The following is a 13,339-nucleotide window of genomic DNA, read 5'->3' as shown; positions in this document are numbered from 1 at the left end:
TCGCGTTCAGGATTTGCGGTTATCCTTCAGCTTTTATTCAGCAAAGCAGGGCAGTAACGGCAGCTTTTCGAGCGCAAAATCCCAAAAATGCCGGACTTTGGGCGTCATATTTTTAACACGTTGTGTCACCAACTGTACCGGCAACGGTGCGGGTTCCCACTCAGGCAGTAAATGCAAAAGCTTACCATCATGGATATCGTCAATAACCTGATACGACAATAAACGACCGATACCCTGGCCGCTACGCAGGGCCTCCAGTTGGCTCTCCACATCATTTACACGTAGACGCGGCGCAATACGCACCCGCAAATCCTGGGCGAAACGCCATTCACGCGTATGACGCAGGCTCGTCACGATGGCATGTTGCGCGAGCTCAGTGGGATGCGTTGGCGTTCCAGCTCGTGTTAGATACTCAGGACTAGCAACCAGCGTTGAACGTACGCTGCCAACCTGACGCGCCACCATCGAGGAGTCTTGCAGCTCGCCGATTCGCAGGGCGATATCCAGAGCGTTTTCGATCAGATCCTGATAACTGTCGCTCAGCACCACTTCAATCTGCATTTCCGCATGCCGCTGCAAGAAGGCGTTGACTAAGGGCATAACGTGCCGGCGACCGAACTGCACCGGCGCCGTTACCCGCAGCAGGCCGTGCAGGCCACTATGATGAGCGCTGTCCACGGCACGCTGATAGTCACTTAGCAAACGTTGTGCCTGTTCAAACAGCTGCCAGCCGGCTTCCGTTGGTGCCAACTGGCGCGTGGTGCGCTCAATCAAGGTCGTTGCAAGACGCGCTTCGAGCGTATTCAGCGTACGGGTAATAACCGGTGGCGATCGCTGTAATAGACGCGCGGCACCCGCCAGGCTGCCTTGCTGAATGACAGCAACAAATACCTCTAGCTCATCAAACCTATCCATGATTGTTCCCGTCTGGTAACCGTGAGCTGTCATGATGAAGTTAAGTGAGTGAAAAGCGAAGCGTTGACGGCAGAAAACGTTAAAGGGGATGCGAACAATGGGAAGATGAGAGAGTGGGTGAAAAAAAGCCGGGACATGCCCGGCTCTGATTTTACTGATTCGCGTTAGCGCGTTTCAGTTCAGTTTGTTCATCATCCTGTGTCATGCGATTAAGCAGCGGCGCAGTGATCAACATCAGAAGAGCGATTGCGCCGGTGGCGATACCAATCTGCTGGAATACCTGGCTGTAAACGGCCAGCGAAGCGTGCGGGTCGGTTACGTTTTCGGGCACTGCCATCAGATTAGCGACTTTACCGGCAATCATCGCGGCACCGGCGGTAGTCAGGAACCATGAACCCATGATAAAGCCCATCAGACGCTGAGGGACCAGCTGCGCCACCATCGCCAGGCCCAGGCCGGAAATCATCAGCTCGCCAATACTCTGCAGGGCGTAGCTAATAATCAACCAGTTAACAGAGACGATCCCGGCGTCATTGGCAAATTTGGCACCAAACGGCAGCACCAGGAAAGCACCTGAACACAGCACCATACCGATGGCAAATTTGTGCGGCATCGGCATTTTGTCACCCAGCTTGTTATACACCGCGGCCAGAATCGGACTCGCCAGCATAATCCAGAACGGGTTCAGCGCCTGGAACTGCTCTGGCTCAAAAGTGATACCAAGAATCGCGTGTTCAACGTTGCGGATAGCAAAGAAGTTGAGTGAGGTTGGCATCTGCATATAGAGCACGAAGAACACAATCGCTTCAACCATCAGCAGGAAGGCGACAATCATCTTACGACGTGCAGCGCCCTTGAGAGCAAAGGCTTCTTTAGCGAAGATCACTACGATACCCGCGGCAATCACGCCCAGCGTCATGCGTGCGATGCTCTGGTGATGCAGCAGCCAGGCCGCCAGCGCAACCAACGCCACTACGCCGACCAGCGTCATCAGTAATTTACCCATCTGCAAGGGAGCAAAATCAGGCTTGGAGCCGTAATTCTTCACCAGACGCTGGCAGAACAGGAAGTTCAGCAGAGTGATGACCAGACCCACCACGGAGAGCGAGAACGCCGCGCCCCAGCCATATTTTGCCGCCAGCCACGGTGTCAGCATCATGGAGAACAGCGAACCAATGTTGATCGACATGTAGAACATGGTGAAAGCACCGTCGAGGCGCGCATCATCTTTCTCATAGCAGGTCGAAAGCAGGGAGGAGGGGTTCGCTTTGAACAAGCCGCTACCGACGGCGATGGTCGCCATGCCGATATAGACCATTGAGGTGTCATGGCCGGAGAAAGCGATCAGTGCGTAGCCCAGCGCCAGTACAATAACGCCCAGCACGATCACACGTTTGGTGCCCAGCACTTTATCACCGAGCCAGCCGCCAATGGCGACTAAACCGTAAACCAGCGCGCTAAACGAGGTAAACAGCGTAATGGAGTCCGCTTCGGACATCCCCAGCTGCTTCACCAGGTAAACCGCCATAATGGCCTGTAGGCCGTAGTAGCCAAAACGTTCCCATAGCTCGATGGAGAAGATCAGATAAAACGCTTTGGGTTGCTTAAAAGCGTTGAGGCTTGGCGCCCCTTCAGTGTGTTTGTTTGCAGTTGACACATGTACCTCAGTTTATACATAGCCTGTTTTGCGACAGGAATTAAGTCTGCGTCGGGCTGGGTAATCCCGCGCAACATTGTTATTAGAAAGGAAAAACGGCGACTAATTTGGCTGAATCAGTCCATCAGGGCAAGCATTTTCTGCACGCTGAAATACTTGCAATAGGTAGGGTTAATGCCGTTATACAAAGTTGTAAATCAGTGTTAAATCTTGCTGTGCGGTATTATATCAGGAGAAAGATGCTAAATGGAGATCTGTAAGCGCTTTTTCCTGATATAAACTGCTTCTGCGCTGTTTTTTGGAATATAACGCTAAAGTACGTAATTTATACCAATTATTTTATTGTCTATGCTCACAATGTAAGCACAATAGATTGATTGATGAGCATATTAAGCAGTCAAAAGATTCCAGAACGCTAATTAATTGATCCTGCGCACAAAACCACGAATTAATTAAATCGGCAAAAGAAGTAAACGTTTGCGCCGCTGGCGATTGTCGAATATTTCCTCACCTTAAGGCGGTTTATGCCGCATAAAGATGCTGCTTTAAACGCAATGCGTGGAAACGAAAGGCAGAAAATGAAACCGGTTTTGCTATTTAGACAGCGTGGCAACTTTGCTGTAACCTCCTTTTTTCCCTGAAAGGACGTAATCATGACGCAGTCGATTCGTGTCGCCCTGATTGGCGATTACCGTGCAAATGCCGTAGCACATCAGGCTATTCCTCCCGCTATACAACTTGCCGCACAAGCCCTTTCCCTGAACGTCAACGCAAACTGGATTGCCACGCCTGAACTCGAGCAGCATAACCTCGCCGACTACCATGCGATTTGGCTGGTACCGGGAAGTCCTTATCTTAATGATGAAGGCGTGTTTGCCGCGCTGCGTTGGGGGCGTGAAAGCGGAAAGCCTTTTCTGGGATCTTGCGGGGGCTTCCAGTATGCCATCGTGGAGTACGCGCGTAATGTGCTGGGCTGGGCAGATGCCTCGCATGCCGAAACCGATCCTGCTGGCCGCTGGGTGATTGCGCCGCTGGCCTGTTCGCTGGTGGAACAGCGCGGTACCGTTAGCTTCCAGCCAGACTCACGCATTGCGCGTGCTTATGGCGCCCTGCAGAGTGATGAAGGCTATCACTGCAACTTTGGCGTTAATGCGGAATTCAGTGATGCACTGGCGACACAAAATCTACGGGTGACTTCCTGGGATCTTGAAGGCGACGTGCGCGGCATTGAGTTAACCGATCACCCGTTCTTCGTCGCCACGTTATTCCAGTCTGAGCGGGCGGCGCTACAAAATCGGTTATCGCCGCTGGTGGTCGCCTGGCTGCAGGCCGCCGCAGGCTAAACCTACACCTGACGACAATCGCGTAAAGCAGCCGTAAGGTCGCCATTCATGGCGTAATGCTCGTCAGTTAAGCGTGAATCGGTCACCATGAATGGTGACCCTACGTGAATATCGCCGGTTTTTCGTAGGGTGCGCATTCATGCGCACCTGCATAAACAGGCATTTTTTTGCTTAAGTGAGCGGCATTACGCCATTCATGGCGACCGTTATTACAATAGCTGTAACAACGGCTTACGATCCCGGCCCGATTGATGATAGCAGTGGATCGCCTCGCGCCATTGTGCCAGCGGGAAAATCTCTACCTCACCGCAATCACTGACACGTAACAGCGGCCAAAGCGCCTCAAACAGCCGCCGTGGGCAGCGCTTGCCAAATCGATTGCCCGATGTCCCCGCCGACCGCATCAAACACGATATCGCAGTGCCGCGCGGCGATGGCGATGTCTGCACGCTGGCTTTCGAGCAAGGAAGCAATGCCTAACGCTTGCAACCAGCGCACGATTTTGCGTGGCTATCGGCAGCGTGTCACAGGTCGGTTTTGGCGTCGAACTCACACAAATCTTCGATCAGGCAGGAGCCGCAGCGCGGTTTACGCGCCACGCAGGTGTAGCGGCCATGCAAAATTAGCCAGTGATGACAATCAACCTTAAACGCGGCGGGTACCACTTTGAGCAGCTTATCTTCCACTTCCTCGACATTCTTGCCGGGGGCAAAACGGGTGCGATTGCTGACGCGAAAAATATGGGTGTCAACGGCAATGGTCGGCCAGCCGAACGCGGTATTAAGCACCACGTTGGCGGTTTTGCGGCCCACGCCCGGCAACGCTTCCAGCGCCGCGCGATCTTCCGGCACTTCGCCAGCGTGTTGCTCCAGCAAAATGCGGCAGGTCTTGATGACGTTTTCGGCTTTGCTATTAAACAGGCCGATGGTTTTGATGTATTCCTTCACGCCATCGACGCCCAACGCCAATATGGCCGCCGGCGTGTTCGCCACCGGATAGAGCTTAGCGGTGGCTTTATTGACGCTCACGTCCGTCGCCTGTGCGGAAAGCAGTACCGCGATCAGCAATTCAAACGGCGAGCTGAAGTTCAGTTCGGTGGTTGGATGCGGATTCTCATCGCGCAGGCGCGTCAAAATCTGGTGACGTTTCTCTTTATTCACACCACTTTCCCGGCTGCGCCCTGCGGCTCTACGTCTGGTGCTGCGGCGCGAAGGGCCGCGCGCTGTTTCATCTTCTGATCGATCAGGTATTTACCCGCCAACAACATGCCAAGGCCGATAAAGGCACCCGGCGGCAGCATCGCCAGTAGCATCGGTGAATCAAAATGGACGACTTCAATGCGCAGCGCTTTGGCCCACGGGCCTAGCAGCTGATCCGCTCCGTTAAACAGCGTGCCGCTGCCAATCAGTTCGCGAATCGACCCCAGCGTCACCATCGCGCAGGTGGCGCCCATGCCGATGGCAAAGCCATCCAGCGCGGACAATGGAATGCTGCTTTTTGACGCAACCGCTTCGGCGCGGCCCACCACGATGCAGTTGGTGACGATGAGCGGGATGAAGATGCCGAGCGACTGATACAAACCGTATGCATAGGCATTGATCAGCATCTGCACGCAGCTCACCACTGACGCAATGATCATGACATAAATAGGAATACGGATTTCCGCAGGCACCCAGCGGCGCGAGGCTGAAATTGCGCTGTTGGTGATGGTCAGCACCAGCGTAGTTGCCAAACCCAGGCCTAAGGCGTTTGTGGCGGTAGAGGTGACCGCCAGCAGCGGACACAGGCCGAGCAGCTGGACCAGCGCAGAGTTATTTTTCCACAGTCCGCCGACCAGTAAATTTTTGGCTTCACTCATTTGCATCTCCACATTCAGGCAACGAAGCGAGCTTCGCTGGCAGTGTTTCAATTAGCAGCGCGGTGCGCTTAGTGGCATTCACCACGGCGCGAGGCGTAATGGTTGCGCCGGTAAATTGGTCGAATTCACCGCCGTCTTTTTTCACCGCAAAATTTTTATCATCTGCACCGTGGATCACCTTGCCGTTAAAGCTGTTAATCCAGTCGGAAATACGCAGTTCGATTTTATCGCCGAGCCCCGGCGTTTCATGATGCTCAACAACGCGCACGCCCAGCACTTTGCCATGGAAATCGGCACCGACTAACATCTGGATCGCCCCAGAATAGCCATCTGGCGCGGTGGTCTCAAGCGCCGCCGCCACCGGTTGGTCGCCTTTACGCGCGATATAGAGATGGTGCGGCTTATCATTACCGAGCGCCACGGCATCAGTCACCAGAAAACACTCTTGCTGGATGTGATTGTCGTACAGATCGGTCGGCACCACCTGATCTAACAGATTTTTCTGTTGCAGTGCAGTTTGATGTTCTACCGTGGGTTTCGTGACATAGTTAACCACCGCCGTCACGCCGGTGGTAATCACAGCAAAAGCTGCCAGCGTTACCGCATTTTTACGAATAGCCTCGATCATCTTCAATCCTTGCGATGGCCGTAAACGCGCGGCTGGGTGTAGTAATCAATCAGCGGCACACAAATGTTAGCCAGCAATACAGCGAAAGCGACGCCGTCCGGATAGCCGCCAAAGCTACGAATCAGCCACACCAGCAGGCCAATCAGCGCGCCGTAAACCAGGCGTCCGCGATTAGTGGTCGATGCCGTTACCGGATCGGTAGCAATAAAGAACGCACCCAGCATGGTGGCGCCGGAGAACAGGTGAATCAGCGGTGAATTCAGCGATTCCGGCGAGAACAGCCAGCCGAGCGTGGCGCAGAACGCCAGCGAAACCAGGAAACTTACCGGGATATGCCAGCGAATGGCATTTTTTGCCAGCAGCAATACGCCACCCAATAAATAACCGAGATTAATCCACTGCCAGCCCAGGCCGGCTAACACGCCGGTATAGATTGGCTCGGCCAGCAGCTGTTCGGCGCTGTGTCCGGCACGCAGACCGGTTTTGAACGTATCCAGCGGTGTCGCCTGGCTAACCCCATCAGCGCCGAGCTGAAGCTGCTGCATGGTCTCACCGGCCAGCGTGTGGTGGGTGAAGATCATGCTGAGCGAATCCATCAGACCGGGCTTGATGGCCTGTAAGCTATCAGGCGGCAGCCAGCTGGTCATCTGCACCGGGAAGGAGATCAGCAGCACCACGTAACCAACCATGGCTGGGTTGAACGGGTTTTGCCCCAAGCCGCCGTACAGCTGTTTGGCGATAACGATGGCGAAAATCGTGCCTAACACCACCAACCACCACGGCGCGAGCGGCGGCAGGCTGATACCCAACAGCAGCGCGGTAAGCAGAGCAGAGTTATCAGACAGGGTTGGCACCACCGGAGCTTTGCGCAGGCGCAGAATCGCCCCTTCGGTTGCCCATGCGGTGGCGATGGCCAGCAAAACCTGAATCAGGAATCCAATGCCAAAGAAATACCACTGTGCAGCCATGCCCGGCAGCGCGGCGAGTACCACCAACAGCATGATATTGCCGGTGCTGCGGCGGTTGTGGGTATAAGGAGAACTTGCAATACGAAAAGCCATTTATTCCTCAGTCGTCGAAGGCTGCTGCTGCGCTTTACGCGCTTTGGCACGGGCGACCGCAGCGGCAATCGCCGCTTTGCGTGGGTCGGCGGGGTCAGGAGAGGCAGCAGCCTCCACTTCAGGCGGTGTTGATACTTCTGACGGCTGCGCGGCAGAAGCCGCCGCCTTTTTGGCTTTAGCGCGGGCAATCGCCGCTTCAACTGCGGCTTTGCGTGGATCGACTTCGGGTTCAGCCGCCGGTGCGACTTCGGCCGGTGGCGCGGCGGCGGCCTTTTTAGCCTTAGCGCGGGCAATCGCCGCTTCAACTGCGGCTTTACGCGGATCGACTTCGGGTTCAGCCGCCGGTGTGGCTTCGGCCGGTTGCGCGGCGGCGGCTTTTTTAGCCTTAGCGCGGGCAATCGCCGCTTCAACTGCGGCTTTACGCGGATCGACTTCTGCCTCCGCGGCCGGCGCTATCTCAGCTGGTTGCGCTCCGGCTTTTTTGGCTTTAGCGCGCGCAATCGCCGCTTCAACCGCAGCTTTGCGCGGATCAACAGCTTGTCGGCTCAGCGCCTGAGTTTCGGCTTGTTTCTCGGCCTGCTGGGCTAAGGCCTGAGCGTGACGCGCTTCGCGTTCGGCAGCATCTTGTTCCGGCGTTTTTTCCTGACGTGCTTTAATGCGTGCCACGGCAGCATCGCGTTCACCCTGATCGCTACTCGCCACGCGCTGTTTAGCCTGCTCATGGCGGGCTTCACGCGCCTGTTTTTCGCGTTCTAAACGCATCTGCCGCGCTTCAAAACGGGCCTTCGCTTCGGCGGTGCGCTGCGCCTCGAGGTCAATAGCGCGCAGTTCAGCCTTCTCCTGGCGATAATATTGCACCAGCGGAATGTTACTTGGGCAAACATAGGCGCAGGCGCCACACTCAATGCAGTCATCGATATGGTGCGCGCGGGCTTTGTCGTGATCGCCGCCCTGGCTATACCAGAACAGCTGCTGAGGCAGCAGCTTGGCCGGGCAGGCATCGGCGCAGGCACTGCAGCGAATGCAGGATTGTTCTTCCTGATCGTTGCCCATTTCGCTGGCGGAAGGGGCCAGAATGCAGTTGGAGATCTTCACCAGCGGCACATCCAGCGATGGCAGAGTAAAGCCCATCAGCGGACCGCCCATGACCACCATCTGACGTGATCCTGGCGTAAAGCCTGCGTGCTGCAGCAGGTGGCTAACCGGCGTACCAAGCCGTCCCCACACATTGCGCGGGCGCGCCAGCGCTTCACCGGTCAGCGTTACCACGCGTTCGGTAATCGGTTCGCCCTCAACGATGGCGCGCTTCACCGCCCACGCGGTGCCCACGTTCTGCATCAGTACACCGATATCGGTGGATCGTCCGCCGTGCGGCACTTCGAGTCCGGTCAGAATTTGCGTGAGCTGTTTGGCGCCGCCGGACGGATATTTGGTGGGGATGACGCGAATTTGCAGTTCACGATCGCCGCCTAAGGCCTTTTTCAGCGCGGCAATCGCTTCCGGTTTATTATCTTCTATGCCGATCAACACCCGTTCAGCCTGCAGTACCCAGGCGAGAATTCGACAACCTTCCAGCACTTCTGCGGCGCAATCCTGCATTAAGCGATCGTCGGCGGTAATATACGGCTCGCACTCTGCAGCATTGATGATCAGCGTTTTGACGCCGCGCAGGCCGCCGCGCAGTTTGGTGGCGGTGGGGAAGCCCGCACCGCCCAGACCAGCAATACCGGCATCGTGGATACGCTTAACGACGTCTTCACGTGAGAGCGCGCGATAATCGGGCTGCGGATCGAGCGTGGTCCAGCGGTCTTCGCCATCGGCGCGCAGGAAAATGCACAGCTCCGATAAACCGGAAGGATGCGCCGTCATATGTGGCGCAATGGCTTCGATGGTGCCGGAGGTCGGCGCGTGCACCGGCAACATGCGTCCGCCGCCAAACGTCAGCGGCTGCCCGCGCAGCACCTTGTCACCGGGTGTGACACAAATTTCGCCTTCATGGCCAATATGCTGTTTCAACGGAATAATAAAGCGTTCAGGCAGCGGTAGCTGGCTGAGCGGCGTACCGTTTGACTGGGTTTTCATTTCCGGCGGATGGATGCCGCCCTGAAAATCCCACAGTTTCTCTTTGCGGAACAGGTTGAACAAATTAAGCATGGGTTTCTACCGGGATCACCCGTACAGGAATGGTGTCGAGATTCCACTTCCAGTTGGCCGTGGTGGTGGCAACCGGGCGCATCTCAATACAGTCGGTTGGGCAAGGCGCAACGCAGAGGTTGCAGCCGGTGCAGACGTCGCTCAGCACCGTATGCATAGCGCGCGTGGCGCCTACAATGGCATCAACCGGGCAAGCCTGAATACATTTGGTGCAGCCAATGCAGTTCGCTTCATCGATCCACGCCACGGTACGGATCGGCTCCAGCACCTCGGCACCGCCGTCCAGCGGTTGTGGTTCAACGTTGAGCAGCGATGCCAGCTTGAGCATGGTTTGCTCGCCACCGGGCGCACATTTATTGATTGCCTCGCCGTTATTACCCACCGCATCCGCGTACGGGCGGCAGCCGGGATAGCCGCACTGACCACACTGGCTCTGCGGCAGAATGGCATCAATCTGCTCAACAATTGGATCTTCTTCCACCTCGAAGCGACGCGAGGCGTAACCGAGCAGGGCGCCAAACACCAGGCTCAGCGCCGCGAGTACCGCAATAGCAATCCAAATCGCGGTCATTAGAATTTCACCAGCCCGGTGAAGCCCATGAAGGCCAGCGCCATCAAACCTGCGGTGATCAGCGCGATCGAATTGCCTTTGAATGGTGCAGGGACGTTAGCCAGCACTAAACGTTCGCGCATGCCGGCGAATAACACCATCACCAGCGAGAAGCCGAGTGAAGCACTGAAGCCATACAGCGCGGCCTGCAGGAAAGTGTGGTTCAGGTTGACGCTCAGCAGCGGCACACCCAGCACCGCACAGTTGGTGGTGATCAGCGGCAGGAAGATGCCCAGTAAACGATAGAGCGACGGACTGGTTTTACGCACCACCATTTCGGTGAACTGCACCACCACCGCGATGACCAGGATGTAGGCCATGGTACGCAGATAAACCAGATCGAGCGGTACCAGGATCAGATGATTCACCAGCCAGGCGCAGATCGCCGCCAGCGTGATCACGAAAGTGGTGGCAAGTCCCATGCCAATGGCCGTTTCCAGTTTTTTTGACACGCCCATAAATGGGCAAAGGCCGAGGAATTTGACCAACACGAAGTTGTTCACCAGCACGGTGCCAATAAAGAGAAGTAAATAATCGGTCATTTTTTAACCTGGGAAGCCGAAAGGCGTCTATTATCCGGAATTGAGAGGTGCATCTCAACCTTCACGCCGCTTGTGTGGTCGTTGAGAGCACTCAGAATTAAATTGCTGACGAAACTGGCGTCATTCGGGCTGGATAAACGTCTGTTTTACGCGTTGCGAGCGTTTGAAATAGGGCACAAACACTGCCGCAGCCAGCAGCGACAACAGCAATGTCTGAATCGCTTTACTGTCCGCAACCGGAGTAAACGCGAAGGTTTTTAGCGCCAGCAGCACGGTCATCAGCAACCACAAGATGTAATGGCGGGGTAATCGTTGCGAACGTTTACAGAAAATCCAGCACACCCAAATGCTGTAAAGCCAGACGACAGCAGCGGTGAGCAACGAAATGGACCATTGCGTCAGCAGCGTGCCGCCGTGTGAAAACAGCGTAGTACGCAATTCGGTATTAAATAGCGGGCTCAAATACATCGCCACGACAAGCGCACTGGTGAGCATGGTCATAATCAGCCACGCCAGCGGCAGCAGCAGCCAGCCAGCAATACGTGGCGGATTCACTTGTTTGATCATCTCAAAGATCCTGTTTGCGAAAAGAGGGCGATGCAGAGCGTATCATGTCCAAACGGGACACGCCCGACCTGGACAACGCAAAAGCGCAGATAAAGAGAGGGGGAATCAATTAGATCACGTAGCGCCATACAGTTTTAGGCACGCGTCCAAGATCGTACAAACGACCGCCTGAAACCAATTCGGCACGTCGATGGTCAGCCGCACGATACATATTGATGATCTCATTATCATCAGTCAGCGAATAATTGAGATGGTCATAGAGCTTTTCCAGACTATCGAGATTATTCACCTTACGGAATTTCAGCAGGTAATCTAATGCAGTCATGATTGCCATTTAAAAATAAAGTACTCGGAAGTGCCCAAGTATAGGGAGCGGGCGGCCAGAGTCCATACGCTGCTTATAAAAAAATACAAAATTCAGACAACATGCGCTAATTCGCTCATGAAAGGACACTTTTGTGACCTTTTAACTTTTTTAACGCGCATTTATTGCGCGATATCAGGCAAATTAAAACGCGCGATACCCGGGGTTGTGAGAAAAACTCACCATAATTGGCCTGTTAATCAAGGCCGCTATTTGTGCGTCTCTATAATAGTATTTTCCTCTAATGTCGCCGGGTAATTCGTTATTTATTCCGAGCAGGTTGGCAAAATCATGAACACGCAATGAAACTGTCATTCACAATCTGTGCGAATAATCACAAATCTCATAATTCCTCGCGGGTTCTGCCCACAACCATTCTTTACGTATTCGCTGTAATCGTTTCCAGTACTTTGCTGCATAACCGATTCTGTTTATTACATTTATTTAACGACTGAAGCGTTGAGCACCAGTCGTTTTGTCCATAACGATTAGACTTTATAAGTTATACCCATTCGCGTAACTCCTTTAATTCACTCTGATTTGTGAGGTATGTCGCGCTTGTTTACGCGCTTTTAGGCCAGGCTTAATTCGCGTTTTGTACCCCTACAGCACACTCCCTTCAGAGGAATGAAATTATGTGGAAACGTTTACTCTTAACCGCCATGGTGAGCTCGGCACTGAGTACGTCGGTGCTTGCCGCTGATATGACGGTGGGCTTCTCACAGGTTGGCTCGGAATCTGGCTGGCGTTCAGCGGAAACCAACGTGGCGAAAAGTGAAGCGCAGAAGCGCGGTATCACCTTGAAAATCGCTGATGGTCAGCAGAAGCAGGAGAACCAGATCAAAGCGGTACGCTCCTTCATTGCACAGGGTGTCGATGCCATCTTCATTGCGCCCGTGGTGCAAACGGGATGGGAACCGGTGCTCGAAGAAGCGAAAGACGCCAAGATCCCGGTGTTCCTGTTAGACCGCGCTATCGTGGTGAAAGATAAGTCCCTCTACATGGCGGTGGTCACCGCGGACAACGTGCTGGAAGGCAAGTTGATTGGCGACTGGCTGGTGAAAACCGTTGCTGACAAAAAATGTAATGTCGTTGAGCTGCAAGGCACGGTTGGCGCCAGCGTGGCGATTGACCGTAAGAAAGGCTTTGCCGAAGCCATCGCCGGCCATAACAACATCAAAGTGATTCGCTCGCAGTCAGGAGACTTTACCCGCAGTAAGGGTAAAGAGGTGATGGAGAGTTTTATCAAGGCGGAAAACAACGGCAAAAATATCTGCATGGTTTACGCACATAACGATGACATGGCTATCGGTGCCATTCAGGCAATTAAAGAAGCGGGCCTGAAGCCAGGCAAAGATATCCTTACCGGCTCAATTGATGGCGTACCGGATATCTATAAAGCGATGTTGGCTGGTGAAGCCAATGCCAACGTGGAGTTAACGCCAAACATGGCGGGGCCGGCCTTTGACGCCCTGGAGAAATTCAAGAAAGACGGCACGCTGCCGCCAAAAATCATCAAAACCGAATCGAAACTGTATCTGCCCGACTCCGCGCAGGCGCAGCTCGATACCAAAAAAGGCATGGGTTACTGATCCCCGCAACCGCCCTGCGGGGCGGTTTTTGATGACGTAAGGCGAGGT

General features: G+C 54.6%; 14 protein-coding genes. 2 read left to right on the top strand and 12 right to left on the bottom strand.

The window, feature by feature from the left end; all coding sequences use genetic code 11:
• Positions 1 to 33 precede the first annotated feature (33 nt).
• Together AAGR08_RS10175 and dtpA are read right to left on the bottom strand one after the other, a co-directional pair.
• The gene (locus AAGR08_RS10175; protein WP_345826803.1) at positions 34 to 915 is read right to left on the bottom strand and encodes a LysR family transcriptional regulator; all 882 of its coding nucleotides are present in this window, start codon (positions 913 to 915) and stop codon (positions 34 to 36) included.
• A gap of 151 nt (positions 916 to 1,066) precedes the next feature.
• Positions 1,067 to 2,572, bottom strand: a complete 1,506-nt coding sequence (gene dtpA / locus AAGR08_RS10170; protein ID WP_345826802.1) for a dipeptide/tripeptide permease DtpA — start codon at positions 2,570 to 2,572, stop codon at positions 1,067 to 1,069.
• 653 nt (positions 2,573 to 3,225) lie between these two features.
• Here dtpA and AAGR08_RS10165 point away from each other — a divergent pair.
• Positions 3,226 to 3,915, top strand: coding sequence for a CTP synthase (locus tag AAGR08_RS10165; RefSeq protein ID WP_345826801.1), 690 nt, complete (start codon positions 3,226 to 3,228; stop codon positions 3,913 to 3,915).
• A 342-nt stretch (positions 3,916 to 4,257) separates the two neighbouring features.
• On the opposite strand, the gene AAGR08_RS10160 is transcribed toward AAGR08_RS10165, so the two are convergent.
• The 10 genes from AAGR08_RS10160 to ydgT form a co-directional block, all read right to left on the bottom strand.
• A complete protein-coding gene (locus tag AAGR08_RS10160; protein ID WP_345826800.1) occupies positions 4,258 to 4,413 on the bottom strand; it encodes a hypothetical protein in 156 nt (51 codons plus the stop codon).
• A gap of 26 nt (positions 4,414 to 4,439) precedes the next feature.
• Positions 4,440 to 5,075: an endonuclease III gene (nth, locus tag AAGR08_RS10155; protein ID WP_097094072.1), complete on the bottom strand. Its 636-nt coding sequence runs from the start codon at positions 5,073 to 5,075 to the stop codon at positions 4,440 to 4,442.
• A complete protein-coding gene (locus AAGR08_RS10150; RefSeq protein ID WP_097094071.1) occupies positions 5,072 to 5,773 on the bottom strand; it encodes an electron transport complex subunit E in 702 nt (233 codons plus the stop codon). Before AAGR08_RS10150 ends, nth begins: the two co-directional genes overlap by 4 nt.
• Positions 5,766 to 6,401 (bottom strand): electron transport complex subunit RsxG, encoded by a 636-nt coding sequence (gene rsxG / locus AAGR08_RS10145; protein ID WP_345826799.1) that lies wholly within the window; start codon positions 6,399 to 6,401, stop codon positions 5,766 to 5,768. Before rsxG ends, AAGR08_RS10150 begins: the two co-directional genes overlap by 8 nt.
• A gap of 2 nt (positions 6,402 to 6,403) precedes the next feature.
• Positions 6,404 to 7,462: an electron transport complex subunit RsxD gene (rsxD, locus tag AAGR08_RS10140; RefSeq protein ID WP_345826798.1), complete on the bottom strand. Its 1,059-nt coding sequence runs from the start codon at positions 7,460 to 7,462 to the stop codon at positions 6,404 to 6,406.
• Positions 7,463 to 9,616, bottom strand: coding sequence for an electron transport complex subunit RsxC (gene rsxC / locus AAGR08_RS10135; RefSeq protein WP_345826797.1), 2,154 nt, complete (start codon positions 9,614 to 9,616; stop codon positions 7,463 to 7,465). It abuts the gene before it with no gap.
• Complete coding sequence (gene rsxB / locus AAGR08_RS10130; protein ID WP_345826796.1) at positions 9,609 to 10,187, bottom strand: electron transport complex subunit RsxB; 579 nt, start codon at positions 10,185 to 10,187, stop codon at positions 9,609 to 9,611. The genes rsxC and rsxB overlap by 8 nt, the downstream gene beginning before the upstream one ends.
• Positions 10,187 to 10,768 carry an electron transport complex subunit RsxA gene (gene rsxA / locus AAGR08_RS10125; RefSeq protein ID WP_007893776.1) on the bottom strand — a complete coding sequence of 194 codons (582 nt, stop codon included), beginning with the start codon at positions 10,766 to 10,768 and terminating at the stop codon, positions 10,187 to 10,189. Before rsxA ends, rsxB begins: the two co-directional genes overlap by 1 nt.
• 120 nt (positions 10,769 to 10,888) lie before the next feature.
• A complete protein-coding gene (locus AAGR08_RS10120; protein WP_345826795.1) occupies positions 10,889 to 11,335 on the bottom strand; it encodes a DUF2569 domain-containing protein in 447 nt (148 codons plus the stop codon).
• A gap of 109 nt (positions 11,336 to 11,444) precedes the next feature.
• Entirely contained in the window at positions 11,445 to 11,660 is a 216-nt protein-coding gene (gene ydgT / locus AAGR08_RS10115; RefSeq protein ID WP_097094065.1) for a transcription modulator YdgT, read from the bottom strand.
• Positions 11,661 to 12,334: 674 nt separating this feature from the next.
• Between ydgT and ytfQ the strand changes: the two genes are divergently transcribed.
• Entirely contained in the window at positions 12,335 to 13,291 is a 957-nt protein-coding gene (gene ytfQ, locus AAGR08_RS10110; protein WP_097094064.1) for a galactofuranose ABC transporter, galactofuranose-binding protein YtfQ, read from the top strand.
• Positions 13,292 to 13,339: the final 48 nt, after the last annotated feature.

This window comes from Pantoea sp. BRR-3P (assembly GCF_039621635.1).
GTDB lineage: Bacteria > Pseudomonadota > Gammaproteobacteria > Enterobacterales > Enterobacteriaceae > Pantoea > Pantoea floridensis.
Note: the sequence above shows the minus strand (reverse complement) of the source record. Positions and strands in the feature narration are given on the sequence as shown.